General features: G+C 73.7%; 24 protein-coding genes. 7 read left to right on the top strand and 17 right to left on the bottom strand.

From position 1 onward, the window contains the following. The first annotated feature begins 55 nt into the window (after positions 1-55). Positions 56-1,354 (top strand): serpin family protein, encoded by a 1,299-nt coding sequence (locus ACIGXM_RS19420; protein ID WP_396562411.1) that lies wholly within the window; start codon positions 56-58, stop codon positions 1,352-1,354. A gap of 42 nt (positions 1,355-1,396) precedes the next feature. Here ACIGXM_RS19420 and ACIGXM_RS19415 read toward each other — a convergent pair whose 3' ends face one another. The 3 genes from ACIGXM_RS19415 to ACIGXM_RS19405 form a co-directional block, all read right to left on the bottom strand. After that, complete coding sequence (locus tag ACIGXM_RS19415; RefSeq protein WP_396562409.1) at positions 1,397-2,104, bottom strand: hypothetical protein; 708 nt, start codon at positions 2,102-2,104, stop codon at positions 1,397-1,399. Further along, entirely contained in the window at positions 2,097-2,705 is a 609-nt protein-coding gene (locus ACIGXM_RS19410; RefSeq protein ID WP_396562407.1) for an RNA polymerase sigma factor, read from the bottom strand. Before ACIGXM_RS19410 ends, ACIGXM_RS19415 begins: the two co-directional genes overlap by 8 nt. A gap of 363 nt (positions 2,706-3,068) precedes the next feature. Next, entirely contained in the window at positions 3,069-4,907 is a 1,839-nt protein-coding gene (locus tag ACIGXM_RS19405) for an ABC transporter ATP-binding protein (RefSeq protein ID WP_396562406.1), read from the bottom strand. A 141-nt stretch (positions 4,908-5,048) separates the two neighbouring features. Between ACIGXM_RS19405 and ACIGXM_RS19400 the strand changes: the two genes are divergently transcribed. Further along, positions 5,049-5,174 (top strand): hypothetical protein, encoded by a 126-nt coding sequence (locus tag ACIGXM_RS19400; RefSeq protein WP_396562404.1) that lies wholly within the window; start codon positions 5,049-5,051, stop codon positions 5,172-5,174. Between the two features lie 116 nt (positions 5,175-5,290). Here ACIGXM_RS19400 and ACIGXM_RS19395 read toward each other — a convergent pair whose 3' ends face one another. The 6 genes from ACIGXM_RS19395 to ACIGXM_RS19370 are packed head-to-tail and all read right to left on the bottom strand — an operon-like array spanning position 5,291 to position 10,619. Next, positions 5,291-6,418 (bottom strand): cytochrome P450, encoded by a 1,128-nt coding sequence (locus ACIGXM_RS19395; RefSeq protein ID WP_396562562.1) that lies wholly within the window; start codon positions 6,416-6,418, stop codon positions 5,291-5,293. Continuing rightward, a complete protein-coding gene (locus ACIGXM_RS19390) occupies positions 6,400-7,866 on the bottom strand; it encodes a cytochrome P450 (protein WP_396562402.1) in 1,467 nt (488 codons plus the stop codon). The genes ACIGXM_RS19395 and ACIGXM_RS19390 overlap by 19 nt, the downstream gene beginning before the upstream one ends. Next, positions 7,863-8,501, bottom strand: coding sequence for a GTP-binding protein (locus tag ACIGXM_RS19385; protein ID WP_396562400.1), 639 nt, complete (start codon positions 8,499-8,501; stop codon positions 7,863-7,865). The genes ACIGXM_RS19390 and ACIGXM_RS19385 overlap by 4 nt, the downstream gene beginning before the upstream one ends. Then, entirely contained in the window at positions 8,479-8,835 is a 357-nt protein-coding gene (locus tag ACIGXM_RS19380; RefSeq protein WP_396562399.1) for a DUF742 domain-containing protein, read from the bottom strand. Before ACIGXM_RS19380 ends, ACIGXM_RS19385 begins: the two co-directional genes overlap by 23 nt. Continuing rightward, complete coding sequence (locus ACIGXM_RS19375) at positions 8,832-9,257, bottom strand: roadblock/LC7 domain-containing protein (protein ID WP_396562397.1); 426 nt, start codon at positions 9,255-9,257, stop codon at positions 8,832-8,834. The genes ACIGXM_RS19380 and ACIGXM_RS19375 overlap by 4 nt, the downstream gene beginning before the upstream one ends. Positions 9,258-9,299: 42 nt before the next feature. Next, entirely contained in the window at positions 9,300-10,619 is a 1,320-nt protein-coding gene (locus ACIGXM_RS19370; protein ID WP_396562395.1) for an ATP-binding protein, read from the bottom strand. Positions 10,620-10,817: 198 nt separating this feature from the next. Here ACIGXM_RS19370 and ACIGXM_RS19365 point away from each other — a divergent pair, with 198 nt between their 5' ends. Continuing rightward, positions 10,818-12,632 carry an NAD-binding protein gene (locus tag ACIGXM_RS19365; RefSeq protein WP_396562393.1) on the top strand — a complete coding sequence of 605 codons (1,815 nt, stop codon included), beginning with the start codon at positions 10,818-10,820 and terminating at the stop codon, positions 12,630-12,632. A gap of 274 nt (positions 12,633-12,906) precedes the next feature. Next, a complete protein-coding gene (locus tag ACIGXM_RS19360) occupies positions 12,907-13,455 on the top strand; it encodes a hypothetical protein (RefSeq protein ID WP_396562391.1) in 549 nt (182 codons plus the stop codon). Here the strand turns inward: ACIGXM_RS19360 and ACIGXM_RS19355 are convergent. The 6 genes from ACIGXM_RS19355 to egtA form a co-directional block, all read right to left on the bottom strand. Beyond that, a complete protein-coding gene (locus tag ACIGXM_RS19355; protein WP_396562389.1) occupies positions 13,438-14,346 on the bottom strand; it encodes a diiron oxygenase in 909 nt (302 codons plus the stop codon). The two genes, ACIGXM_RS19360 and ACIGXM_RS19355, sit on opposite strands and share 18 nt — an antisense overlap. A gap of 37 nt (positions 14,347-14,383) precedes the next feature. Next, positions 14,384-14,995, bottom strand: coding sequence for a TetR/AcrR family transcriptional regulator (locus tag ACIGXM_RS19350; protein WP_396562387.1), 612 nt, complete (start codon positions 14,993-14,995; stop codon positions 14,384-14,386). Between the two features lie 191 nt (positions 14,996-15,186). Continuing rightward, entirely contained in the window at positions 15,187-16,164 is a 978-nt protein-coding gene (gene egtD / locus ACIGXM_RS19345; RefSeq protein ID WP_396562385.1) for an L-histidine N(alpha)-methyltransferase, read from the bottom strand. After that, positions 16,161-16,952 carry an ergothioneine biosynthesis protein EgtC gene (gene egtC / locus ACIGXM_RS19340; protein ID WP_396562383.1) on the bottom strand — a complete coding sequence of 264 codons (792 nt, stop codon included), beginning with the start codon at positions 16,950-16,952 and terminating at the stop codon, positions 16,161-16,163. Before egtC ends, egtD begins: the two co-directional genes overlap by 4 nt. Beyond that, complete coding sequence (gene egtB / locus ACIGXM_RS19335; protein WP_396562381.1) at positions 16,952-18,313, bottom strand: ergothioneine biosynthesis protein EgtB; 1,362 nt, start codon at positions 18,311-18,313, stop codon at positions 16,952-16,954. The genes egtC and egtB overlap by 1 nt, the downstream gene beginning before the upstream one ends. Further along, positions 18,307-19,650: an ergothioneine biosynthesis glutamate--cysteine ligase EgtA gene (gene egtA, locus ACIGXM_RS19330; RefSeq protein WP_396562379.1), complete on the bottom strand. Its 1,344-nt coding sequence runs from the start codon at positions 19,648-19,650 to the stop codon at positions 18,307-18,309. Before egtA ends, egtB begins: the two co-directional genes overlap by 7 nt. A 248-nt stretch (positions 19,651-19,898) precedes the next feature. Between egtA and ACIGXM_RS19325 the strand changes: the two genes are divergently transcribed. Both ACIGXM_RS19325 and ACIGXM_RS19320 read left to right on the top strand, forming a co-directional pair. Beyond that, on the top strand, positions 19,899-20,570 hold the full coding sequence (locus ACIGXM_RS19325; RefSeq protein ID WP_396562377.1) for a TetR/AcrR family transcriptional regulator: 672 nt from the start codon (positions 19,899-19,901) through the stop codon (positions 20,568-20,570). Between the two features lie 156 nt (positions 20,571-20,726). Beyond that, on the top strand, positions 20,727-22,220 hold the full coding sequence (locus ACIGXM_RS19320; protein ID WP_396562375.1) for an MFS transporter: 1,494 nt from the start codon (positions 20,727-20,729) through the stop codon (positions 22,218-22,220). 89 nt (positions 22,221-22,309) lie between these two features. On the opposite strand, the gene ACIGXM_RS19315 is transcribed toward ACIGXM_RS19320, so the two are convergent. Beyond that, a complete protein-coding gene (locus ACIGXM_RS19315; protein ID WP_396562373.1) occupies positions 22,310-23,527 on the bottom strand; it encodes a serine hydrolase domain-containing protein in 1,218 nt (405 codons plus the stop codon). Between the two features lie 182 nt (positions 23,528-23,709). On the opposite strand from ACIGXM_RS19315, the gene ACIGXM_RS19310 reads away from it, so the two are divergent. Next, entirely contained in the window at positions 23,710-24,753 is a 1,044-nt protein-coding gene (locus ACIGXM_RS19310; RefSeq protein ID WP_396562371.1) for a S66 peptidase family protein, read from the top strand. A gap of 6 nt (positions 24,754-24,759) precedes the next feature. Here the strand turns inward: ACIGXM_RS19310 and ACIGXM_RS19305 are convergent, their stop codons facing one another. Then, the gene (locus tag ACIGXM_RS19305) at positions 24,760-25,359 is read right to left on the bottom strand and encodes an O-methyltransferase (RefSeq protein ID WP_396562369.1); all 600 of its coding nucleotides are present in this window, start codon (positions 25,357-25,359) and stop codon (positions 24,760-24,762) included. Positions 25,360-25,506: the final 147 nt, after the last annotated feature.

Here is a 25,506-nt window from a genome sequence, read left to right as displayed (position 1 = left end):
GCGTGGCCGGGCGTCGCGGCGACGCCCGCGGAGCCGGTGGAGCGGGGTGGGCGGAATGAGGGTCGGACGGACGGTGGCGGCGCTGCTGGTGGCCGCGGCGGTGGCCGGGTGCGCGAGCGGCCCGACCGCGCGGCCCGCCGCGCAGGTGCTGCGGGTGACGGCCACGGCCGCGCCGCCCGCGCCGGCGGCCGGCGAGCTGGCCGCGACCGCGGCCGGGACCGACGCCTTCGGGGTGGCCCTCTACCGGCAGCTCACCGCGCAGGGCGGGCAGCAGGACCTGGTGCTGTCGCCGTCCGGCCTGGCCACCGCGCTGGCGATGCTGCTCCCCGGCGCCCGTGGCACCACCGCGCAGGAGCTGGCGACCGTGCTGCACACCTCGCTCCCGCCCGAGCGGTACGCGGTGGCGATGGGCGCGCTCGACCGGGCCGCCCAGCCGGCCGGCGCCGGCCGGACCCCGACGCTGGTCCTGCGGGAGGCCGACAGCGTCTGGACCCAGCAGGGCTACCCCGTCCAGCCGGGCTACCTCCAGACGTTGGCCCAGGCCTTCGACACCGGGCTGCGCACCGCGGACTTCGCCAAGGACCCGGACGGCGCCCGCAAGGCCGTGAACGCGCTGGTCGAGCAGCAGACGGACGGTCAGATCAAGGACCTCTTCGGTCCGGGCGCGGTGGACGCCTCGACGCTGCTGGCGCTCACCGACGCGCTCTACCTGAAGGCCCAGTGGCAGCACCCGTTCGAGCAGGCCGCCACCACCGACCGCCCGTTCCACCTGCTGGACGGCAGCACGCCGCAGGTCGCCACGATGGCCCAGACCGCGACCTTCCGGTATGCCGAGGGCAGCGCCGGAGCGCCCTGGCAGGCGGTGGAACTCCCTTACGCTGGTGGTGACTTGGCGATGGACCTGATCGTCCCGGCACAGGGCGGCCTGGACGCGTTCCGCAGCGGCCTGGACGCCGCCGAGCTGGACCGGATCCTCGGCGGCCTGAGCGACGCCTCGGTGGACCTGACGCTGCCCCGGTTCGGCTTCGAGACCGGCGACAGCCTGGTCCCGGCACTGACCGCGCTGGGCCTGCGCTCGGCCTTCGGCCCCGGCGCCGACCTCTCCGGCATCCCGACGCCCGGGACCACGCCGCAGCCGCGGGTGGGGGCGGTGGTGCAGAAGGCCAGGATCTCGGTGGACGAGGCCGGCACCACGGCGGCGGCCGGCAGCGGGGTCGCGGTGGGCACGACGGCCGTGCGGCCGCCCGCCCGCTCGGCTCAGCTGCACATCGACCGGCCGTTCCTCTTCCTGATCCGCGACACCGCGACCGGCCAGCCGCTCTTCCTCGGCCAGGTGACCGACCCGCGGCAGTGACCGAGCCGCGGCAGTGACCGACCGCCACGACGGGATCGACGGCTACGACGGCTGCGTGTTGGTCAGCGCGGCGGCGGCCAGCACCGAGCCGTCCGCGGTGACCAGGCGGATCCCGGTGACCGGTGCGGAGGTGGGGGGGTACGGGCCGGCCCAGTGGCCGTAGCCGTCGCTGAGCGGGAAAGAGCCGACGGTGACGGTCGAGCCGTCGCCGCGCTGGATCTCGCAGCGGATGGTGCCGGTGGCCATGATGCCGTCGGTGTCCACCGACAGGTAGACCCACGGCGAGCCGCCGGTGAAGACGAAGGCCTGGCCGATCTCGTGCCCACCGGCGTCGAGGTGGGCGGTGAGCATCACGCTGGCCAGGGCGGAGGCGCTGGTGGCCGGGTTGGCGGGGGGATGCTGCTCGGTGGCGTTGCCGATCGCCCAGCCGCCCGCGCCGGCCAGCGAGAGGGCGGCGAGCGCGAGCGAGGCCCGCCGCAGACGGCGGCGGCGCGAGCGCTGGGGCGGTACGCCGATGCCGATCCGCTGGAGGGTCCGGGCCTCGAACCCGACCGGCGGTTCCTCGCCGGGTATCAGGTCGAGCAGCGCGTCGGCGACGAACGCCAGCTCGCGGATGTGCTCGCGGCAGCCGGGGCAGTGCTGGAGGTGCTCGACCGCCGCCGCCCGCTCGCGGGCCGGCAGCACCCCGAGCGCCAGCTCGGCTCCGATCTCGTGGAGCTGCTCGCAGCTGAGCCGGAAGGTGTCAATCATGGTCGACCCGCTCCGTGGGGGGTCCCGGCGTGGAGTCGGAGGAGGCGCCCCGGAGGGGCTCCGGGCAGGGACTGGTGAGCGCGGTCCGGATCTTGCCCATCGCCGCCCGGATCCGGGTCTTGGCGGTGCCCAGCGGCACGTGCTCGATCTCGGCTATCTGCTGGGCGGTCATCCCGTAGATCCCGGCCATCACGATCGCCCGGGCCTGGGAGATCGGTAGCTCGGCGACGGCGTTGCGCAGCTCCGCCGAGGACTCCTCGGCCAGTGCCTGGCGTTCCGGGGTGTGGGTGAAGGCTTCGAGCAGCGGATCCAGGTCGGTCGGATCCAGCGGGGCGGTCCGGCGGGCCCGGACGGCGTCGATCGCGAGGTTGTGCGCTATCGCGGTCAGCCAGGTGCGGACCGAGCCGCGCCGCGAGTCGTACACCTGCGCGTAGCGGCAGGCCCGTTCGAACGTCTGCTGGGCGATGTCCTCGGCCAGGTGGATGTCGCCGGTCACGGTGACGGCCACGCCGAAGATCTTGTGCTGGAAGCGTCGCACGAAGGCCACCGCGATCTCGGGATCACCGGTCATCAGGCCCGCCAGCAGCGCCTCGTCGGGCATACGTTCCAGGGGAACGCCGATTCGGTGCATGAGTCCAATACGTAGCACCGGGTACGAAGGATTGCCCGGCGAGGACCGCCGTGATCAGTGACCGTCCGAGGGCGTGACGTCCCGCCCGCTGGGCGGCGCCGGCCCGTCCAGGAGCGGGGTCGGCACGGGAACGGTGGGCGCCCGGCGGGGTCGGGCCCGGGCGGCGGTCGACCGCCGTGCCGAGGCCGCGGGGCAGCCGCCGGCGGGTGGAGATCAGCGGGGCCCGTTGCTCCAACCGGGGCGGCCGGCCGGGATCGTCGTCCGGGATCGTCGTCCGGTTCCGCCCGGGCGCCGGAGGGGTCGGCGACCCTCGCCCAGCAGCCGCTCGGCCGCCTACCGCGCCGGGCCGACCCGGGACGGCAGGGAGGTGCGGCGGACCCGGCGCGGGGCGCGCCCGTCCGGCCCGTGCAGCCGGTGCAGCCGTGCGTAGCCGGCGCCGCGCGCCAGCAGCTCCAGGTGGGTGCCGCGTTCGGTGATCCGGCCGTGGTCGAAGAGCAGGATCTGGTCGGCGTCACGGACGGTGCGCAGGTTGTGCGAGATGATGATCGTGGTCCGCCCGTTCATCAGCCGGCGCAGCGGCTCCAGCACCCGCTCGCCCGACTCGGCGTCCAGCCCGGTGGTCGGCTCGTCGAGCAGCAGTACCGGGGCGTCCCGGACCATCGCCCGGGCGATCGCCAGGCGCTGTCGCTGCCCGCCGGAGAGGGTCTGGCCGCGCTGGCCCACCACGGTGTCGTAGCCCTCCGGCAGCCGGCGGATGAACTCGTCCGCGTCGGCGGCCCGGGCGGCGGCGGTGATCTCGGCGTCGGTGGCGTCCGGCCGGCCGTAGCGGATGTTGTCGCGAATCGTGCCGTGGAAGACCAGGGTCTCCTGGAGCACCACCGCGATGTCCTCGCGCAGCTCGGCCAGGCCCCGCTCACGCAGGTCGACGCCGTCCAGCCGGACGGATCCGCACAGTGGGTCGGCGAAGCGCAGCAGCAGCTTGGCCGCGGTCGACTTGCCGGCGCCGCTCGCGCCGACGATGGCGAGTGTCGAGCCGGGCGCCACCCGGAACGAGACGCAGGAGAGCGCCAGTTCGGACGTGCCGGGGTAGTGGAACGACACCCCGTCGAACTCCACCTCGCCACGGACCGGTTCGGGAGTGCGGGGGCGGACCGGCTCGGTGACCTGGGGGCGCTGGTCGAGCAGGTCGATGATCCGCTCCGCGGAGGCGGCGGCCGCGTAGGCGGTGTTGCTCAGCTGCGACAGCTGGTGGACCGGCTCGTAGAGCTTGGCGAGCAGCGCGAGGAAGACCAGCAGTCCGCCCAGGGACAGCGTGCCGTTGGTGATCTGCCAGGTGCCGAGCCCCAGGACCAGGAGCGCGCCGGCGAGTTCGAAGAAGTCGACGACCGGACCGAACAGCGCGCTGATCCGGGTCGCGGTCATCGCCGCGTCGAACCGGCCGACGTTCTCCCGCTCGAACCGCTGCTGTTCCCAGTCCTGGCGGTTGTAGGCCTGCACCAGGGAGATGTTGCCGAGCACCTCCTCGGCGACCGAGCTGATCGAACCCGTGCGCCGGCGTCGCTCCCGGGAGGCGGCCTTGATCGGCAGTGAGAAGCGCCGCGCGGCCAGCCAGAACAGCGGCGTGATGAGCAGCGCGAGCAGCGTCAGGCTCCAGCTGAGGTAGCTCAACACGCCGATGAAGACGCCGAGTTGTAGGACGTAGAAGGCCGCGTCGGCGGTGCCGGAGAGCAGGAAGGTCTCCACCGTGTCGACGTCACCGGTCACCCGGGAGAGCAGGTCGCCCAGCCGCCGTCGTTCGAAGAAGCCCGGTGAGAGGCGCTGCACATGTCGGAAGACGTCCGCCCGCAGGTGCAGCAGGAAGCGTTCACTGACCCAGGTCGACAGCATGGTGTCAGCGAACCCCAGCAGACCGCCCGCCAGTGTGAGCGCCAGGTAGGCGAGCGCGATCGGCACGAAGAGCCGCAGGTCCCGGGGGATCACGACATCGTCGATGACCACCTTGAAGAGCCACAACTCCGCCGCCTCCAGGGCGGGGGTGAGGAGGCCGAAGAACAGGACCAGCCAGAACCAGCGGCGACCGCCGCGGGTGTACGGCCAGAAGCGCCGGAACACCTCGCGCAGTGGCAACGACGGCGCGGCGTCCGCGGTGTCCCCGCCCGGTTCGGTCCCCACGGAGGGTGGTGGGCCCGGCTCGGAACACGACTGGAGTGTCATCTCACCCGTCCTCGGCGCTCGGCATGACAGTGCTAGGCAAAGCCCAGGCCGGGCGGAGGCCCGGCCTGGGCGAAGCTACTGACGGGATCACCGGCGCCCGTGGCGGTGGTGCCGGCGGTGGCGACGGTGCCGCCGGTGTCCACGACCGCCTTCGTCGTGGTCGTGGTGACGACGCCGGCGTTCCGGGGCGAGGGTGTTCAGGAACTGCATGATCTTCTCCTTTGACGACCCCTGTCGGGGTGACTGAAGAAGATACGTTGGTGGGCCGTCGAGGGATTGCTGTCGCCGAGTACCTTTTTGAGTCTCCTTTCGAACCGGCTCCTGACCACCGGTCGGTCTGATCAGTGGTCGGCCGGCTCCAGCACCGCCGGGAGGGCCAGGTGCCCGTTGGAGATGAAGGACTCCATCGGGGTCAGCTGCTCCCCGGTCAGCCGCAGCTCGGGGAAGCGTTCGAAGAGCGCGGGCAGCGCGATCGCCGCCTCCAACCGGGCCAGCGGCGCGCCCAGGCAGTGGTGCGCGCCGTGACCGAAGGAGACGTGGTCCTTGACCGGGCGCAGCAGGTCGAACTCGGTCGGCCGCTCGGGGTGCACCAGCGGGTCGCGGCCGGCGGCCGCGTAGCCGATCAGGATCGCCTCGCCCTTGCGGATCAGCACGTCGCCGGCCTGGATGTCCTCCACCGCGTAGCGCAGCGGCAGGTTGGCGACCGGGGCCTGCACCCGCAGCGTCTCCTCGACGACGTCCTGCCAGGCCGCCTTGCCCGCCCGCACCAGGGCCAGTTGCTCGGGGTGGGTGAGCAGCAGGTGGATGGCGTTGTCGAGGAGGTTGACGGTGGTCTCGTGGCCCGCGCCGATCAGCAGCAGCAGGGTGTCCACCAGCTCCTTCTCGGTGAGCGCCGCGCCCTCGCCGGACTCCTCGTCGTCCCGGGCGCTGATCAGCACGCTGGTGAGGTCGTCGGCCGGCTCCCGGCGCTTGATCTCGGCCAGCTCGTGCAGGATGCGGTACGTCTCCGCCGTGTTGGCCTCGGCGTCCTCGGGGGTGATCGCGGTGTTGAAGAAGCCGTCCACGCAGGTGCGCAGGCCCGGGCGGAGCGAGTCGGGCACGCCCAGCAGCTCGCAGATCACCTGGATCGGGAGCGCGTAGGCGAACCGCTCGCGCAGGTCCGCGGCGCTGCCGGCCGGGGTGGCCGCCAGCTCGTCCAGCAGGGTCTGGGTGATCTCCTCGATCCGCGGCCGCAGCGCCTCGCTGCGGCGGGAGGTGAAGGCGCTGGAGACCAGCTTGCGCAGCCGCCGGTGCTCCTTGCCGTAGGCGGTGAACATGTTCTCCACCGCGACCCAGATGGTCAGCGGCCAGTCGGCCGGTATCTCACCGTCGACGAACGCGGTCCAGTGCCGGCGGGCGTCCTTGGAGACCCGGGGGTCGGCCAGCAGCTGCTTGACCAACCGCTGGCTGATCACCGACCACGCAACCACCCCGCCAGGGAGTTCCACCTTCGCCACCGGGCCGTCCTGGTGGATCCGCCGGGATTCGCCGTGGATGTCGGTGCCGAGGGTGTCGAGGCGGTAGGGGCAGGTGCCGGGCTGTTCCATGCGGGACCTCCGGGGACGGGGCCGGGCACCGCGGTGGCGGGCGCGGCCGGTGAGGGGGCGGCCGGGGACGGTACGGCCGTGGCCGGGTGGGTGATCGGGCCGGTGCCGGTCGCCGGGGGGAAGGTCACCGGCAGCTCGGTCAGCGCGCGGTGGAACGGGCCCGGGCGCCAGCGCAGTTCGTGCGCCTTCACCGCCGGTTCCAGGTCCGGCAACCGGTCGAGCAGCCGTTCGACGGCGGCCGAGGCGATCAGCCGGGCCGGGCCCTGGGCCGGGCAGGCGTGCGGTCCGGCACTCCACGCCAGGTGCGCCCGGTTGCCGGTCCGGGCGCGGCCGGCCAGCGACGGGTCGGTGTTCGCGGCGGCGAAGCTGATCACCACCGGCTCGCCCTCGGCCAGCCACACCCCGGCCAGCTCCAGGTCCCGCACCGGGAAGTGCACGGCGTAGTTGGCCATCGGCGGGTCGGTCCAGAGCACCTCGTCCAGCGCGTCCTCGACCGGCAGGCTGCCACCGGCAAGGTCGCCGGCGAACCGGTCGTCGGAGAGCAGCAGTCGCAGGGTGTTGCTGATCAGGTTGAGTTGGGGCTCAGTGCCGGCGCCCATCAGCAGCACCAGGTGGTGCAGCATCTCCTCGTCGTCCAGCCCGGCCGGGTGGGCCATCAGCCAGGAGGTGACGTCCGGGCCGGGCCGACCACGCTTGAGTGCCACCAACTCCAGCATGACGGCGGTCAGTTCGGCGTTGGCCCGCTCGGCGTCCACGCCGTCGAAGATGCCGGCCATCCCGGCCACCATCCGGTCGCCCAACTCGGGCGGCGTACCGAAGAGTTCGTTGAGCACCAGGAGCGGCAGCGGCTTGGCGTAGTCGGTCACCAGGTCGGCCCAGCCGCGCCAGGCGAAGGCGTCGATCAGTCGGTCGGCGCTGCGCTCGACGTAGCCGCGCAGCGCGTTGGGGTCGATCCGCTCCAGCGTGTCGTTCACCGCGCCGCGCAGTCGGGCGTGCGTGTCGCCGTCCGCGAAGAGGCAGTTGGGGCGGAAGGCCATCATCGGCACGGCCGGGCTGTCCGGCGTCACCCGGCCGTCGGCCAGACCGCGCCAGCGCCGGGCGTCCTTGGAGAAGCTCTCCGGGCTGCGCAGTACGTCCAACGCGGTCTGGTACGAGGTGACCAGGGTCGCGTTGACGCCCGGGTACAACTCGACCGGGGCGAGCGGGCCGTGCTGTCGGAGCCGGGTGTAGACGGCCGCCGGGTTGCTGGTGAACTCCTCACCGTGCAGCGGGAATCCGCCGCCCGGCGAGTGGTGCGCGGGGCAACCGGGCGGCGGCTGGCGGTCGTTCACACGGGCTCCAGATCGGTACGGGGGAGGTCGCTGCGGCTGAGCAGGTACTGGACGAGGGCGATCAGTGCCTCGGTGGCCGAGCGCGGGTCGCGGGCGTCGCAGCTCACCAACGGGGTCTCCGGCAGCAGGTCGAGCGCCTCGCGCAGCTCCGCCTCGGCGAACTCCGGTGCCCCGTCGAAACGGTTGACCGCGACCGCGTAGGGCAGGCCGTGCTCCTCCAGCAGGTCCATCACCGGGAACGAGTGGTCCAGCCGCCGGGTGTCGGTCAGCACCAGGGCGCCCAGCGCGCCGAGCGTCATGTCCCGCCAGAGCGGGGTGAAGCGCTGCTGGCCGGGGGCGCCGAACAGGTAGAGCACCAGGCTGCGGTTGAGCGTGAGGCGGCCGAAGTCCATCGCCACCGTGGTGGTCTCCTTGCCGGGCACCCCGGTCAGGTCGTCCACCAGCTCGCCGGCCCGCGTCATCGGCTCCTCGGTGCGCAGCGGCGGGATCTCCGAGAGGGTGCCGACGAAGGTGGTCTTGCCGACCGCGAAGTGACCGGTGATCAGCAGCTTGGCCGCGGTGGTGACGCCCGCGCCGAGGTACTCGACCCCCGTCAGCGGGGTGGCCGTCGGTTCAGAGCCGGGCCCGTAGGCCATCGAGCACCTCCTGCAGCAGTCGGGATTCGGGGAGTTGGGCGCGCGGCACGGCGGCGCGGGTGAGCAGGTGGCCGCTGTCCACCAGGTCGCCGAGCAGCACCTTGGTCACGCTGACCGGTAGCCGCAGGTGCGCGGCGACCTCGGCCAGCGAGAGCGCGCCGCGGACGCACAGCTCGACCATCCGCCCCTTCTCCGGGCTGAGCCCGCCGGTCGGCCGGCCCGGCACCGCGCTGACCAGGGTGACCAGGTCGAAGGTGTTCCGGGTGGGCTGCGAGCGCCCGTCGGTGACCACGTACGGCCGCACCAGCCCCTGCTCGCGCCGGGGGCGGGTCACCGGGTGCTCCCGGCGTCCTGCCGCGGCGGTGTGCTCAGCTCCCGGCCGAGCCGGTCCACCAGCTTCTGCATCCGGTAGCTGACCGCCTCCATGTCCACCGACTCGCCGGCGGAGACCGCGAGATAGGCCCCGGGGCCGGCGGCGACCAGGAAGACGTAGCCGCCGGCGAACTCGATCAGGGTCTGCCGCCAGGCGGTCGGCTCGGGCTCGCAGAAGCCGGCCGTGCTGCGGCTGATCGACTGCAGGCCGGAGAGCGCGGCGGCCTGGCGCTCCGCCTCGTCCCGGCCGATGCCCGCGGAGTGGGCCCGCAGCAGCCCGTCGGCGGAGAGCAGGATCGCGTGCCGCGCCTCGGGGACCAGCAGCAGGTCGTCGAGCATCCAGCCCAGGTCGTTGGTCGCGTGGCTCTGCAGCCGGATGTTCATCGGAACTCCTTGCGGGGATCGTCGGGGGCGGCTGCCGGGGGATCAGCCGGGGAACGGGCCGGTCGACTCGTCGGGGGCGCGGCCGGCCCTGGTGCCGCGGGCGAAGGCGCCCAGGCGGCGGGCGGTGGTCTCGGCGTCGGCGGTCCAGTCGGGGACCGGCTCGTGGGCGGGTGCGTCGGGTGCGCGGCGGCCGGGTGCGTCGGGGGCGTACTCGGCCGCGGCGGCCTCGGGCAGCGGCTCGCGGCGCCGGCGGCGGGGCAGCCCGCCGGTGGTCCGGGCGGCCTCGGCGGACGGTACGGGGGTCGGGCCGGCGGGCGCCGCGTGCCGTCCGGGCGACGGGACGGACGGCACGCCGGCGGCCTCCGGTTGGGTCAGCAGCGCGCTGGGCAGGAAGAGCACGGCGCGCACCCCGCCGTACGGGGAGCGGGTGTCGACCGAGACGCTGAAGCCGTAGCGGGCGGCCAGCACGCCGATCACCGCGAAGCCGAACTGCGGCGGGTCGCCGAGCCGGGTGACGTCCACCAGCCGCTGCCCGCTGAGCAGTTCGCCGGCCTGCCGGGCCTCCCGCGGGTCCATCCCGACACCCGCGTCGTCGATCACGATGCAGGCGCCGTTGTGCGCGGGCTGCAGGTTGACCTCGACCGTGGTGTTGGGCTGCGAGTGCCGGGCCGCGTTGTCCAGCAGCTCGGCGACCGAGAGCACCACCGGCTCGACCGCGCGGCTGACCACCGCCAGCTCGATCTGGGTGCGCACCTCGACCCGCCGGTAGTCGCGGATCCGGGACTTCGCACCGCGCACCACGTCGCTCAGCGCGGAGGCGGCGCGCTGGCGGCCCGGCCAGGAGCCGCAGAGCACCGCGATGGCCTGGGCGCGGCGCCCGAACTGGGAGTTGGCGTGGTCGACCTGGAGCAGGTCGTGCAGCACCTCGGGCCGGTCGTGTCGCTCCTGCATCTCGGAGATGGCCACCTGTTGCTCGTTGGCCAGCCCCTGGAGCGCCCGCATGGCGCCCTTGAGAGCCGCCTTGGCGGACTGGTCGGCGCGCTGCTGGGCCCGGTCCACGGCGCTGTCGAACTGCTCGACCACCGCCCGCAGGTCCCGCGCGAACGGGGTGCCGTGCAGCCGGGGGTGGACCGGTTCGGAGGCGGGGAGCGGTGCGGGGCGTCCACCCGCGGCCAGTGCCGGCAGCCGGACGGTCGCCAGCCGGTGGGCCTCCTCGTCACGGACCCGGACCGCCTCCTCCAGCGCCCGCACCGACCTGGCCAGCGCCCGCCCGGCCGCCCGCTGGCGCAGCAGCAGCACCACGGTCACCAGCAGCCCGGCGCCAAGACCCCAGGTCACCGCCTCAGGCATGTGTTGCATCATCAAGTTCCTTGAGCAGGAGGACGATTGGCCGCCACGGGGCGTACTCCTGAGCGGCAGGCGCGGATCATCTAACCAGAATTGACCACTCATTGTCAGAAAAGCGTCTCGGAAAGTGATCTGACCAACACTTTCCTTCCAGTGGGTGGCGGAGAGCCGCCGACCGCTGCTCGCCGGGCGGCCCGGCTACCATTCCGGGCTATGAATCAGGCAGCACGGGGGGAGCCTGGCGGTACTCCGGCCCTCCCATCCCCACCGGTCCAGCTCACCGACCACTACATCGTCTGCGGCGGCAACGCCCTCGCCCACCGGCTGATCCTGGAACTCGTCGAGCACTACGACGTCCCGGTGGTGGCCGTGATACCCGGGCGGAACCGGGGTCACGGCCCGCGGATCGAGCAACTGGCCGGGGTGGCCGCGGTGTTGGAGTACGCCTCGGTCTCCGACGAGGCACTGCGCGCGGCCGGCGTGGGCAGCGCCCGCGGGATCGCCCTGGTCGACGGTGACGACCAGGGCAACATCCACTCCGCACTGAGCGCCCAGGGTCACAATCCGGACATCCGGATCGCGCTGCGGATGCACAACCAGCGGCTCGGCGAGCAGGTGCAGAGCCTGCTGCGGAACTGCGCGGCGCTGTCCGGCTCGGCCACCGCCGCGCCCGCCTTCGCCAACGGCGCGCTGGCCCGTCCCAACTCGGTGCGGGTCGGCGACCGTTACCTCTACGTCGCGTACGACCGGGACATCCGCGCCGGCCACCTCTGCGTGGCCGCCGACCGGATCGACCGGCAGGACCTCGGCCGGCTGCGGCTGCTGCCGGACGGCGACTCCAGCGCGGCCGAGTTCGTCCGGCTGGCGACCGCGACGGGCGACGGCGGCCCGGCGGCGCCCGAACCGCGCGAGGACGGCGAGGGGGTGGCCGTGCTGCAGACGCTGCCCACCGAGCCGCGGGTGCGGGTGTCCTGGTGGACCCGGCTGCGCTACCGGCTGGTCGACCTGCTGCGCTTCTTCACCGGCGCCCGGATCAGGCTGGTGCTGGCCACCGCGTTCGCCGCCATCGTGCTGTCGTTCCTGCTGATCCTGCACTTCAGTCGGAGCTTCGGCTGGACCGTCTACCTCACCCTGCTCGACATGGCCGGCGCTGCCCAGCCCGACTCTCCCACCGACCCGGCCGGCGGCACCGGCGGCAGCTGGCAGCGGGTGGCCCAGGTGGTGATCACCTTCTGCGGCATCGCCATCGTGCCGATGGTCACCGCGATCATGGTCGACATCCTGGCCACCGGGCGGCGCGGGCTGGCCAAGCCGCCGGGCGCGGGGCTGCGCGACCACGTGGTGGTGGTCGGGCTGGGCAACGTCGGGACCAGGGTGGCCGGCCTGCTGCACGAGCTGGGCGTCCCGGTGGCCTGTCTGGAACGGGACCCGCGGGCCCGGGGGATAGCCGCCGTGCAGGCCCTGGGCATCCCGGTGGTGGTCGGCGAGGCGCCACTGGCCGACCAGCTCCGGCGGGCCCGGGCCGGGTACAGCCGGGCGGTGGTCGCGGTGACCGACGACGACGCGGTCAACCTGGAGGCGGCACTGGAGGCCCGGGCGCTGCGCGAGAGCGTGCGGATAGTCGTTCGACTGTTCGACGACGACTTCGCCCGGCACGTGTACGCCACGCTGGGCAACGTCGCCTCGCGCTCGGTCTCCTACCTGGCCGCACCCGCCTTCGCGGCGGCCCTGATGGGCCGCGAGGTGCTCGGCACGCTCTCGGTCTTCCGGCACGTGCTGCTGATCGCCGAACTGACGGCCGAGCCGGGCGGGGCGCTGGTCGGGCGGGGCCGCAAGGAGCTGGAGGCGCTGGGCGGCGTGCGGGTGCTCGCGGTGCGGCCGGCCGGACGGGTGGACGGCTACCTGTGGAACTACGCGGACCGCGGCCGCGGGCTGGGGCCGGGCGATCGGGTCGTGGTGGCCGCGACCCGGGGCGGGCTGGGCCGGCTGAGCACCGAGGTGCCGGTGGAGGGCGGCCGGCTGGTCTGACCGCCCCGGCTCTCCTTGACCCACCCTTTGCCCTTCCTTTACTCTGGACTGTCTTCGTCGGCGAGCCGCCCCGTGCCGGGACGGCCCGCCATGGCGAAGGCAACCCCGCTCCTGTGGGGGAGCGGGTGCCCGGTACCGGGGAAGGGCTGGCAGTGGCGTGGCGGGTGAGAGTGGCTCGACCGGCGACGCCGTGGGTGCTGCTCGGCCTTCCCCGCGGCCGCCTGGCCGGGCTCCGCTGTCCGTCGCGGAGCCCGGCGGGGCGGACTTCCTGCGGTTGGTCACCGCCTCCGAGTGGCGCGCCCCCGCCCGTGAGCCGCGTGCCCACGCCCGGGCGGCGACCCCGCTCGGCATGGTGGTGCTGGTCCGTGGGCCGGCGCTGCGGGGCGGGGTCGAAGCGCTGACCGAGGGCTGGGAGGAGTGGCGGCTCAGCCTGGACGGCCGGGACCTGATGACCGTCCATGATCTCGGCGCCCCCGGACCGCCGGCCCGGCGGCGGGCCCGTCGTACGGTGCACGGGCTGCTGCTGCCGGCCGTCCCGGGCAGCGGGGCGGCCGGGGAGCTGACGCTGACCGCCCGACGCTCGCTGCGCGCCGCGCGGCGGGCCGTCGCCCTGAGCGGGCCGTTCGGTGTGCTGACCTTCCGCCGCCAGCGGCTCGAGGTGGTGCTGCTGGATTCGCGCGGGCAGCCGCTGGCGCGGCTCGGCGCCGAGGGCTGGCGGGGGACGGCGCTCGCCGACCCGGTGGTGCTCGGCGCGGTCTGCCCCTTCCACTGGGCCGAGTTGGCGGATCTGCTGCCGCCGCCGGGGTCAGTGCGGCAGGAGTGACGCCCGGCGCCAGAGTGCCTGCGAGTGGCGGTCGATGATCCCGAGCTCGGTGAAGAAGGAGACCGCCTTGCGGGCCCAGTCCGCCTTGGTGGCCTGCCAGTTGGGGTTCTGCGCGGCGATCGTGCGGGCCTGCCGCGGGTCCAGGCCGGCCAGCGCGTAGACCCTCGGGTTGATCACCTCGTTGACCGCCTCGTACGCCAGCACCGCGATCACCTGCCGGAACACCGCCCGCCGCGCCGGGCTCATCCGGGCCCAGCGTCGCGCCAACTCCGGTTTGGCGTACCCGATGTGGCGGGCCTCCTCGATCACGTGGATCCGCGCGATCGAGCGGGCCAGTGGCTGCAGGCTCTCGTCGCGGATCATCTCGCGCTGCATCGCGTCGGTGAACTCCTCGACGAAGATGGCGCCCGCGAAGGTCAAGGTGGTGTCGTTGAGCAGCAGATGGAGCTTGCCGCGACGGTGGGCCCGGCGGCTCGGGCGGGCGGAGGGGTAGCCGGTCCGGGTGATGTACCTGGCGAACATGGTCGAGTGGCGGCACTCGTCGGCCACCTCGGTCAGCGCGTACTGGGCGTGCCGGGTGGTCAGGTCGCCGTCGTAGACGTGCCGGACCAGGCCGTCCATCAGGATCAGCTCGAACCAGATGCCCGCCGCCGTGACGCTGGCCAGCTCGTGCACGCTGAGCTGGGCCCGCTGGCGCGGTGTCAGGCCGTGCCAGAGCTGGGTGCCGTAGAGCGAGACCCGGTGCGGGGGTATCGCGAACTGCTCGGGGTCGATCGGGGCGTCCCAGTCGACCTCGGTCAGCGGGTCGTGGGAGTGCCTGGCGGAGACGGTCAGCAACCGCTGGGCGTTCTGCTCGCGGGCTGCCAGAGCGGTGGGGGAGAGGTCGCGCACGGGGCTGCTCCTGCTGGTGCGTCGGGTGGATCGGAGGCTAGTCGGGGGAGTTGGGGCCGCCGAGGGCGCGCAGCGAGAAGGCGATCAGGGCGGGGACCAGGTCGTCGGGGGCCCGTCCGCCGTCGGCGAGCGGGCCGACCAGTGCCTCGCTGACCCCGCCGACCAGCAGGGCGGCGGTCAACTGCGGGTCCTGCTGGGGGAGTCGGCCGGCCAGCACACCCTCGGCGATCCGTGCGGCGATCACGTCCCGGAAGGCCCGGCGGAAGACCAGTCGCTCGGCCTCCACCTCCGGGTCCACCGGCTCGGCGAGCAGTGCGTAGGCCAGCCGGGGGGCGCCGAGCGCGCGACCGGCGAAGGTGCCGATCACCGAGGCGACCTGGGTGTGCAGGTCGCCCTCGAAGGCGGCGGCGGTGCGGACCGCGGCCACCTCCCGGCCGACCACCGTGCGGAACAACTCGGCGACCAGCTCGGCCTTGCTCGGGAACGAGCGGTACACGCTGCCGGTGGCGATCCTGGCCCGGTCCGCCACCGCCGCCACCGAGCAGGCGGCGTAACCGCGTTCGGCGAGCAGTTCGGTCGCGGCGGCGAGCACCGCGGCGCGCTGGGCGTTCAGCCGGGCTTGCACCGCCGGCGTCTTCCGGTAGGCCACGGCAAGAAGTGAAGCAGCGGTTCAGAGCTTCAGCAAGACCCCGCGCGGCAGGTTCTCCGACAGGTCCCGGTCACCGAGCGGGCTCAGCGCGGAGGAACGGGCCGAGGGTGGGCCGAGGGCGAGGCGAGGGTGCGGAACGACCTCCTCCGGATCACCTCCGCGCCCGCGCCCGCTGCCCCCGGCCCGCGGCCCTAGACCACCGGCGCGGCCAGCGAGAGCCCGAACCGGCCCGCCGGGTCGGTCCACCACTCGGTCAGCGCGAAGCCGGCCGCGGCCAGCTCCCGGGCCACCCCCTCGCGACGGAACTTGGCCGAGATCTCGGTGCGCAGCTCCTCACCCGCGGCGAAGTGCACCGCCAGGTCCAGCGCCGGGAGCTTGACGGTCTGCGCCGAGCGGGAGCGCAGCCGCATCTCGATCCACTCCCGCTCGGCGTCCCAGAGCGCGACGTGCTCGAAGGCCGTCGGCTCGAAGTCGGCGCCCAGCTCACGGTTGAGCACGTTGAGCACGTTCCGGTTGAACTCCGCGGTCACCCCGGCCGCGTCGTCGTACGCGGCGACCAGCACGGCCGGGTCCTTGACCAGGTCGGTGCCGAGCAACAGATGGTCACCCGGGGCGAGTTCGGCGCGCAGCGCGGCCAGGAAGAGCGCCCGCTCGTCGGGCAGCAGGTTGCCCAGCGTGCCGCCGAGGAAGACCACCAGCCGCGGCGCCGGCACCTCGTGCGGCAGGGCCAGGCTGGCGGTGAAGTCGGAGACCACCCCCTGCACGTCCAGGCCCGGGTACTCGGCGACGAGTTGGTGCCCGGCCTGCTCCAGCGCGCTGGCGCTGACGTCCACCGGCACGTAGCACTCCAGGGTGCCCGCGGCCCGCAGCCCGTCCAGCAGCAGCCTGGTCTTCTCCGAGGAGCCGGAGCCCAGCTCGACCACGGTCCGGGCCCCGGTGGCCGCGGCGATGTCGCCGGCCCGGGCGGCCAGGATGGACCGCTCGGCCCGGGTCGGGTAGTACTCGGGCAGTCGGGTGATCTCCTCGAACAGCTCGCTGCCCCGACTGTCGTAGAACCACTTCGGCGGCAGCCACTTGGGGTCCGCGGTCAGCCCGTGCCGGACGTCCTCGCGCAGCGCGCGGTCGAAGTGGCCGGTCGGCAGCAGCTGGGTGAGTTCGAAGACGGTCATGGCTGGTGGTCCCTTCGGATCGGGGTGGGGGCACGGTCGGCGAACGGCGAGGGGAGCGGGCAGACGGTCACCGCGTCCGGGGTGGCCAGCAGCAGCGAGCGGTCGGGCACCGGGACCCAACCCGGGCCGTCGTCGCCGGGCTCGGAGGCGACCAGTACCGAGTGGCCCAGCTCCAGCCGGTGGAACAGGGTGTCCCCCCAGGTGGTGGCGGCGATCAGGCGGCCGTCGGTGATCAGCAGGTTGAGCCGGGCGTCGGCGTGCCGGACGATGTCCCGGACGGTGCCGGCGAGTGCCTCGCCCGGGTCCTTGCCGGCCCGTAGCCGGCGCGCCAGCAGCGCCCAGACCAGCGCCGAGTCGCAACCCGCGGCGAGCCCGAGCAGGTCGGCCGGCGGCAGCAGCGCGGCCAGCTCGCCGCTCGCCGCCGGCCAGCCGGGCAGCACGCCGTTGTGGCTGAAGAGCCAGTCGCCGTCGGCGTACGGCGCGGCGGCGGCCGCCCCGGGCGCGGTGCCGGCGGTGGCGGAGCGGACGGCGGCCAGCACGGCCCGGCTGCGCACCACCCGGGCCAGGTCGGGGAGGTTCTCGTCGGCCCAGATCGGGCCGGCCTGCCGGTAGCGGGCGGGCAGCGGGTCGCCGTCCGCGTACCAGCCCAGGCCGAAGCCGTCCGCGTTGACCGTGCCGTAGCGCTGCAGGCGCGGCGCCCAGGACTGCCGGTACAGCCCGTACGGCGGGTCCAGGACCAGCTCGGCCAGCGGCACGGCCGGTCCCAGGTAGGCGAGGTGACGGCACATCAGCTTCCGTCCCGAACGTCCCTGGCGGTGCGGAAGCCGGCGAAGATCTGCCGCCGGATCGGGTAGTCCCAGTTGCGGAAGGTGCCGCGGCAGACGACCGGTGCCACGGCGAAGCTGCCGCCGCGCAGCACCTTGTACTCGGCGGCCCGGCCCGGCTCGGCGAAGAAGACCTCCGAGTACTCCCGGTAGGGCCAGGCCCGGAATCCGGGGTAGGGCGCGAAGTCGGAGGCCGTCCACTCCCAGACATCACCGATCAACTGCCTTGCACCGTAGGGTGATTCACCCTCCGGGTAGCTGCCGACCGGGGCCGGCTGGAGGTGTCGCTGGCCGAGGTTGGCGTGTTCCGGGGCGGGCGCCGCGTCGCCCCAGGGGAAGCGCCGGGAGCGGCCGGTGGCCGGGTCGTGCCGGGCGGCCTTCTCCCACTCGGCCTCGGTGGGCAGTCGGCGCCCGGCCCAGCGCGCGTAGGCGTCCGCCTCGTACCAGCTGACGTGCAGCACCGGCTCGGCGGGCGGCACCGGTTCGGTGCGGCCGAACCGGCGGCGCAGCCACTGACCGCCGTCCCGGCGCCAGTAGAGCGGCGCGGTGAGGTCGGCGGCCTGTCGGTGCTGCCATCCCTCGACGGTCCACCAGCGCGGGTCGTGGTAGCCGCCGTCCTCGACGAAGAGCTGGTAGGCGGCGTTGCTCACCGGTGTGGTGTCCAGTGCGAAGGCGGGCAACTCCACCTCGTGGGCCGGCCGTTCGTTGTCCAGTGCCCACGGCTCGGTGTCCGTCCCCATGGTGAACGGCCCGGCGGGGACCAGGACTTCGGACGGCCAGTCGGCGTGCCCGGCCTCCGGTGGGGCCGGCGCGGTGAGCACCGGCGCCCCCTGCCTGAGCTGATGGGTGATCAGCATCGTTTCGTCGTGCTGCTGTTCGTGCTGGGCGATCAGGCCGAACGCGAACCCGGCCCGCAGCAACGGCGGTCCGGCCAGCTCGACGCCCTCCAGCAGGTCCAGTACCCGGCCGCGCACCTCGTGCGCGTAGGCCCGGGCCTCGGCCGGCGGGAGCAGCGGCAGGCTGGGGCGCTCGGCGCGGGGATGCTCGAACGCGTCGTAGAGCGGGTCGATCTCGGGGCGCATCGGCTCCCGGCCGCCGACGTTGCGCAGCAGCCACAACTCCTCCTGGTTGCCGATGTGCGCCAGGTCCCAGACCAGTGGCGACATCAGCGGGGAGTGCTGGGCGGTCAGGTCGTGGTCCTCGACGCAGTCGGTCAGGCCGGCGGTGCGGGACCGGGCGGCCAGCAGCTCGCCGGCGATCGCCTCGCGCAGCTGCTCGTCGGTACGGTCCGCCGGGTTCGTGGTGGCGGGGTCGGGGTTCAACACGGTGCGGCCTCCTCGGACGCGGGGCGCGGGCCGGGCCCGTCCAGCTGGTCGTCCGCCGGGCAGCGGCCCCGGGCGGTGTAGCGCTCGGCGAACTCGGCCACCGCGACGCGCAGCCGCTCGTCCGCGCCGAGCCCGGGCAGCGCGGCGTCGGCCGCCGCGAAGCAGCCCAGCGCGGCCCGGCGCAGCACCGGGTCGTCCACCGCCCGGGTGGCCGCCCGGGCCCAGGCGGCGCCGCGCGGACCGGGCTCGGCAGCGGCGGCGGTGAGTGGTTCGAGCGCCTCCAGGGCCGCGTCGGCGGCCTTCGGGTCGGCGAAGAGCGCCGCGGTCAGCGCGGCCGGCACCTGCCAGCCGTCCCCGGGCTGGGCGTCGATCATGCGCAGCTCCAGGTAGCCGCGCGGCCGCACCGGCGGGAAGAGCGTGGTGATGTGGTAGTCCAGGTCGGCCAGGGTGGGCCGCCGCCCGTCCGGCCGGTCCAGCCAGTCACGGAAGGTCAGCCCGGTCGGGGCGTCCCAGGGCTCGCCGGCCGGGCAGCGCACGCAGAGCACGGCCGCGTCCAGCACGTACCGGGCCCAGACGGCCCGCGGATCGCCGTCCAGGGCGGCCGGGGCCTGGGTGCGGCTCGGGTCCATCCGGGACCAGACGATCTGCCGGGTGGACCGGTAGCCGGTCGGGCGGCCGTCCAGCAGGGGTGAGTTGGCGAAGGCGGCGACCAGCACCGGACCCAGCCGGTGGGCCAGTAGCCAGCGCTCCCGGAAGCCCAGCGGGCCGTCCCGGTCGGTGCCGGCGTCCAGGCAGACCTGCATCGAGGCGGTCTGGCACATCATGATCCGGCCCCACGGCCCGGCCCGGTCGAAGTACCGCTCCATCGCGACGTAGCGGGGGCGGCGCAGCAGCACCCGGCGCTCGTGTCGGTGCGGTTCGGTACCGTAGCCCGTCAGGGTGAGGCCCTGGGCGGCGAAGGCGGTCCGCAGCGTGGCGAGGTCGCGCCGGGTGGCGTCGAGGCAGCTGATGAGGTCGTCGGCGGCCTGGGAGCTGAGCTCGACCTGGCCGCCGGGCTCCCGGGTGACCAGGGAGCCGTGCGCGAGGAGCGGTTGTTCGGGGTCCAGGCCCAGTGCGTCGAGCGCGGCCAGGGCCCGGCCGGGGTCGGGGGCGTCCTGCGGTCGTTCGGCGTCGTGGACCAGCCATTCCAGCTCGACCCCGACCCGTCCGGGCGGGCCGATCTTGAAGCACGTGCTGGCCACGTAGGCCTCGGCTGATGACTGGGTCAGCGGGGTCACGGTGGGGGGTGCCTGCGGAGCGGCGCCGAGAGGGAGGTCAGACGGCTGTGCGATGTTCAAGGTTCACCGTCCTGGTCGGGTTGCTGAGCCAACCGCTCTATCTGCCCAGTCTGCGACGACCCACACGGGCGCGCCGGGTCGAGGCCGGCCGTGGGGGGATCGTCGCTGGTCGGAGCGGGCAACCGGGTGAGTGAGGTGAGTCACACCTGACGAAACCGGCGGCCGGGCGGAAATATCCGGGGACGGATTCCCCGTTTGCCGTACAGTCGATGGAAGTGGGGAACTTCTCCCCGGAAAGGAGCGCCGAGATGGGCACCGTGCAGACCGCGCCGGACGTGCCGGCCGAGTCGACCGTCGCCAAGCCGGCGCACCGACTCCGGGCGGACGCCACCCGCAACCGGGAGCGGATCATCACCGCCGCCCGGGAGGTTTTCGCCGAGGCCGGTTCCGACGCGCCGCTGGACGACATCGCCAAGCGTGCCGGGGTGGGCAACGCGACCCTCTACCGCAACTTCCCGGACCGGGTCTCGCTGATCCGGCAGGTCGCGGTGTCGGTGATGGAACGGATCCTGGCCCAGGCCGAGCGGTCGGCGGTCGACGGCACCGAGCCCTTCGAGGCGCTCTCGCGTTTCGTCCACGTCGCCGCCGAGGAGCGGATCGGCGCGCTCTGCTCGCTGCTCTCGGAGCGGTTCGACCCGCTCGACGAGCAGCTGATGGCGCCCCGGATCCGGTTGGAGGCGGCCCTGGAGGAGCTGATGGGGCGGGCCCGCCGGGCCGGCCGGCTGCGCGCCGACGTCGGTCCCGGTGACCTGATGGTGGCGCTCTCCCAGCTCACCCGGCCGGTCCCGGGCAGCTTCTGCCTGGACGTCGCGCCCTTCATCCACCGCCACCTGCACCTGTTCCTGGACGGCCTGCGGACCCCCACCCCGTCGGCCCTGCCGGGGCGCCCCGCCACGCTGGAGGACCTGCGGCGCAGCTGACCGCCCGACCCGGCTCCCGGTCCTGACTTCTGAATTCCCGTTGAACTTCTGACTTTCCCGCTTCCGCACTCGAACGTCGGCAGGTCCTACGCTGCCCTCCGCACGTCCGTACGTCTGCATCAGCCAGTTCTCTGACCTCGTTAGGTGAGTACCTCCATGTCTGAAACGGTCCACCAGGCCGATCCCCGGCGCTGGAAGGCGCTGGCCTTCATCGGCCTCGCCCAGCTGATGGTGGTCCTGGACGCCACCATCGTGAACATCGCCCTGCCCTCCGCGCAGCGCAGCCTCGGCTTCTCCGACACCAACCGCCAGTGGGTGATCACCGCCTACGCGCTGGCCTTCGGTGGCCTGCTGCTCTTCGGCGGCCGGATCGCGGACCTCTGGGGCCGCCGCCGGACCTTCATCACCGGCCTGATCGGCTTCGCGCTGTCCTCCGCGATCGGTGGCGCCGCGGTCAGCACCGGGATGCTGATCGGTGCCCGCGCGATGCAGGGCATCTTCGGCGCGCTGCTGGCGCCGGCCGCGCTCTCGCTGCTCTCGGTGATGTTCTCCGACGCGCACGAGCGGGCCAAGGCCTTCGGCATCTACGGCGCCATCGCCGGTGGTGGCGGCGCGGTCGGCCTGATCCTGGGCGGCGTGCTCACCGAGTACCTGAACTGGCGCTGGACCTTCTACATCAACGTCCCGTTCGCGGTGATAGCCGTGACCGGCGCGATCCTGGTGATCCGCGAGCCGGGCGGCGCCCGTAACCGCAACAAGCTCGACATCCCCGGTGTGCTGCTGGTCTCCACCGGCCTGGTCTCGCTGGTCTACGGCTTCACCAAGGCCTCCGAGGACGGCTGGACCTCCGGCGTGACGCTCGGCCTGTTCGCCGCCGCCGTCGTGCTGCTGGCCGCGTTCACGCTGGTGGAGAGCCGGACCAAGGCCCCGCTGCTGCCGCTGCGGGTGGTGCTCGACCGCAACCGTGGTGGCGCCTACCTCTCGCTCGGCCTGGCCGTGATCGGGATGTTCGGGCTCTTCCTCTTCCTGACCTACTACCTGCAGAACGTCCTCGGCTACTCGCCGGTCATGACCGGCGTCGCCTTCCTGCCGATGGTCGCGGGCATGATCACCGGTTCGACCCAGATCGGTGCCCGGCTGATGAACCGGCTGCCGGCCCGGGCGCTGATGGGCCCCGGCTTCCTGGTCGCCTCCGTCGGCATGCTGATCCTCACCCAGATCAAGATCGACTCCTCCTACTGGCTGATCCTGCCGGGTCTGATCCTGATGGGTCTCGGCATGGGCACCGCGTTCATGCCGGCGATGAGCCTGGCGACCTTCCGGGTCCGCCCGCAGGACGCGGGTGTGGCCTCGGCCATGGTCAACACCTCGCAGCAGGTCGGCGGCGCCATCGGCACCGCGCTGCTGAGCACCATCGCCACCAGCGCCGGCACCTCGTTCGTCAAGTCGCACGTCGGCAAGCTGCCCCCGCGGCTGCTCGGCGCCGAGGCCCAGGTGCACGGCTTCGCCACCGCGATCACCTGGTCGTTCGCCATCCTGCTGGTGGCCGCGGCGATCGCCGTGACGCTGCTGAACGGTGGCGGCAAGAGCAACCTGGCCGCCGCCTCGGGCGAGCACGAGGACGCGCCGATCCCGGTCATGGCGCACTGACCGGCTGAGCGCAGGCGTACGACGGCACCGTCCCTCCCCCCGCGGAGGGGCGGTGCCGTCGGTTCACGGGGCCCGGTGGGGAGGGCGTCTCAGTGGCCGGCCAGGTCGAAGGCGGCCGCGACGATCCCGTACTGGGCGGCGAACGAGGCGCCGTCGCGGTTGGTCGGGGTGAGCGAGTAGACCACGTCCCGGCCGCCGTCCCGGGTGGCGAAGACACCGCTGCTGTAGCCGGGACGGCTGCCGGTCTTGCCCCAGAGCACGGTGCCATCGGGCGCGGTGAACCGCATCAGCCCGGTGCTGAAGCAGGCCCGACCCTCGGCCGGGCCGATGGCGCAGTTCGGGTTCTGGAAGTTCGGCACGTCCGGCACCGCGAACAGCTCGGCCTGCTGTGCGGGTGGCAGCAGCCGGCCGCCCAGCAGCGCGGTCAGGAAGTGGTCCAGATCGGGTGCGCTGGAGAGCAGGCCGCCCTCGGCCCACGGCCAGGGGCTCTGTTCGGTGACGTCGGCCTGCTCGGTGGAGCCGTCCGGGACGTCGAGGGTCAGGTAGGCGTGCGCGGTCGGGTGCGGTAGCCGGGTGTCGTCGGCGGCCGGGACGGAGGTGCGGCTCAGCCCGAGCGGACGCAGGATCCGCTGGTTCACCTCCTGCGCGTAGGACCGGCCGGTGACCCGCTCGATCAGCAGCCCGGCCAGGAAGTAGTTGACGCCGTTGTACTGCTGCGCGGTGCCCGGTGCGAACTGCATCGGGTGGCTGACGGCGTCGGCCACCACCTGCTGCGGAGTCCAGCTCTCGGTCCGGTGGTCGACGAACCACTGGGCGCTGCCGTCGTCGCCGAAGTCACCGCCGGTGGGCAGACCACTGGTGTGGTTGAGCAACTGCCGCACGGTGATCGGGGGGTAGGAGGCCGGCAGGGTGCCGGGCAGGTACCGCTGGACGGTGCCGTCCAGGTCGAGTCGGTGCTCGGCGGCCAGTTGCAGCACCACGGTGGCGGTGAAGACCTTGGAGATGCTGCCGATCCGGAACCGGCCGTCGGCCGCCACCGGACGGCCGGTGGCCAGGTCACCGCTGCCCGAGGTGCCCGACCAGCGGCCGTCCGCGCCGTCCACCAGGACCACCGCGCTGGTCAGTTGGGCGTTCGGCAGTCCGGCGATCGAGGCCCGTAGTGCCTGGGCGTTCGGCGGCGGCAGCGGGCCGGCGGCCCGGGCGCCGGTCGCCGCCCCGGCGGTGAGCGCGACCACCAGCGCGCCGATCACTCCGGCGCCGGACCAACGACGCACCCTGGAAGGGGGGTTGACGGCACTTCTGGTCATCTCGGGACTCCTCGGCGGTGGTTCACGGCTCGTTCGGTGACATCGGATGAGTCTGCTCCGCCGCCCGCGCCCGGCCATCCGGGATCCACCCTGAGCGGTCCCTGACCCGGCCCTGGGGCGGGCCCGGGGGTGACCCCGAAACCCGCTGGTCGGTCGGACCAGCCGGTCCGTAGGATTCCGCCATGACAGCACCTGTGTACCCGCCCAAGCCCAGGCCCGGCGACCGGGTCGCGATCGTCTCCCCGTCCGGCGGGGCGGCCGAACGCTTCCCGCGGCCCTACGAGTTGGGCCTGCGCCGGCTGCGCGAGGAGTTCGGGTTGATACCGGTGGAGTACCCGGGCACCCGCCGGCTCGCCACCACCCCGCGGGAGCGGGCCGCCGACCTGCACGCGGCCTTCGCCGACCCGGACATCAAGGCGGTCATCGCCAGCCTCGGCGGTGAGGACCAGATCACCGTGCTGCCGTATCTGGACCGCGAGTTGATCCGCGCCAACCCGAAGCCGTTCTTCGGGTACAGCGACAACACCAACCTGCTGCTCGTGCTGCGCAACCTCGGTGTGGTGAGCTACCACGGCGGCTCGGTGATGGTCCAGCTCGGCCGCCCCGGCGCGCTGCACCCGCTGACCGTCGACTCGCTGCGCGCCGCGCTCTTCGAGCCGGGCCGGTACGAGCTGCGCGAGTCGCCACTGGTGGGTGACGAGGAGGCCCACTGGGCGGAACCGGGAAGCTTCGCGGCCGAGCCGGTGATGGAGCCCGGTCAGGGCTGGCACTGGCACCAGGGCGACCGGGTGGTCGAGGGGCTGGGCTGGGGCGGCAACCTGGAGATCCTCTCCTGGCTGCTGATGGCCGACCGGGAGATCCGGCCGGTCGAGGAGTACGCCGGGCAGGTGCTCTACCTGGAGACCTCCGAGGAACTGCCGAGCGCCGCCGAGGTGTACCGGATCCTGCGGAGCATGGGTGAGCGCGGGCTGCTGCGGCAGTTCCCGGCGGTGCTGCTGGCGCGGGCCAAGGCCTGGAACTTCCAGCGGCCGCTGGCGGCCGAGGCCAAGGCGGCCTACCGGGCCGACCAACGCGCGGCGGTCCTGCGGGCGTTGGCCGAGTACGCGCCGCGGGCGATGGCCGTCTTCGACGTCGACTTCGGGCACACCGACCCGCAGCTGGTGCTGCCCTGCGGGGGCCGGATCCGGGTGGACGGGCCGGCCAGGCGGATCAGCGTCGAGTACTGAGGGCGTTCACGGCCGCAGCGTGCCGACCACCGAGCAGAGGTCGGGGGCGAGGACGAGCTCGGTGGCGCGCAGGTCGGGGTGGTCCAGCCAGTGCAGCCGCGCGGTGTCGGGGCGGCCCCGGAACAGCGGGGGACGGCCGGGGGAGGGGGTGAAGTCGTCCACCACCAGGGTGCCGCCGGGGCCGAGGAGGCGGCGTGGGTCGGCCGCCGGCCCGGCATCCTTGCCCTGGCCGCCGCCGTCCAGCACCAGCAGGTCGAACGGGCCGCGCCGGTAGAGCTCGGTCCAGTCGGCGCGGACGACCTCGACCTGCGGCAGTCCGGCGAACACCTCGGCCGCCACGGCCGCCCGGGCCGGGTCGCGCTCCACGCTGACCAGCCGCGTCCCGGGCGCGGCCCCGCTGGCGAGCCAGGCCAGGCCCACCCCGCAGCCCGTACCCGTCTCGCCGATGCGACCGGCTGCCCCGGCCGCCAACGCGCTGATCAGCCGGCCCTGCTCGGGTCGGCAGGAATGCCCGAAGCCGTGCGCCCGCGCGGCGTCCAGCGCGCGGCGCACCAGCGGCGGCAGGTCGGGCAGGTCCTGGTGGGCGTCGGTACCACGCTCGGACATCGGGGGCGGCTCCACTTCGTGGCAGTACGGGACGGTACGGGCGGATCCTTACCCGTCGGTGAGCAGTCAAACGGCCCTGTGGGCGTGGCAGAGCCAACAACTTGTCCGGCCAACTCAAATGGCCGTCCCCAGGCCTTCCGCCGTTCA

Source organism: Kitasatospora sp. NPDC052896 (assembly GCF_044547075.1).
GTDB lineage: Bacteria > Actinomycetota > Actinomycetes > Streptomycetales > Streptomycetaceae > Kitasatospora.
Note: the sequence above shows the minus strand (reverse complement) of the source record. Positions and strands in the feature narration are given on the sequence as shown.

Coding starts and splice junctions, on each gene's coding strand:
- ACIGXM_RS19420 (WP_396562411.1), top strand. CDS start 56: ATGAGGGTCGGACGGACGGTGGCGGCGCTGCTGGTGGCCGCGGCGGTG.
- ACIGXM_RS19415 (WP_396562409.1), bottom strand. CDS start 2,104: ATGATTGACACCTTCCGGCTCAGCTGCGAGCAGCTCCACGAGATCGGA.
- ACIGXM_RS19410 (WP_396562407.1), bottom strand. CDS start 2,705: ATGCCCGACGAGGCGCTGCTGGCGGGCCTGATGACCGGTGATCCCGAG.
- ACIGXM_RS19385 (WP_396562400.1), bottom strand. CDS start 8,501: ATGGCCTACGGGCCCGGCTCTGAACCGACGGCCACCCCGCTGACGGGG.
- ACIGXM_RS19375 (WP_396562397.1), bottom strand. CDS start 9,257: ATGAACATCCGGCTGCAGAGCCACGCGACCAACGACCTGGGCTGGATG.
- ACIGXM_RS19370 (WP_396562395.1), bottom strand. CDS start 10,619: ATGATGCAACACATGCCTGAGGCGGTGACCTGGGGTCTTGGCGCCGGG.
- ACIGXM_RS19365 (WP_396562393.1), top strand. CDS start 10,818: ATGAATCAGGCAGCACGGGGGGAGCCTGGCGGTACTCCGGCCCTCCCA.
- egtD (WP_396562385.1), bottom strand. CDS start 16,164: ATGACCGTCTTCGAACTCACCCAGCTGCTGCCGACCGGCCACTTCGAC.
- egtC (WP_396562383.1), bottom strand. CDS start 16,952: ATGTGCCGTCACCTCGCCTACCTGGGACCGGCCGTGCCGCTGGCCGAG.
- ACIGXM_RS19325 (WP_396562377.1), top strand. CDS start 19,899: ATGGGCACCGTGCAGACCGCGCCGGACGTGCCGGCCGAGTCGACCGTC.
- ACIGXM_RS19320 (WP_396562375.1), top strand. CDS start 20,727: ATGTCTGAAACGGTCCACCAGGCCGATCCCCGGCGCTGGAAGGCGCTG.
- ACIGXM_RS19315 (WP_396562373.1), bottom strand. CDS start 23,527: ATGACCAGAAGTGCCGTCAACCCCCCTTCCAGGGTGCGTCGTTGGTCC.
- ACIGXM_RS19310 (WP_396562371.1), top strand. CDS start 23,710: ATGACAGCACCTGTGTACCCGCCCAAGCCCAGGCCCGGCGACCGGGTC.
- ACIGXM_RS19305 (WP_396562369.1), bottom strand. CDS start 25,359: ATGTCCGAGCGTGGTACCGACGCCCACCAGGACCTGCCCGACCTGCCG.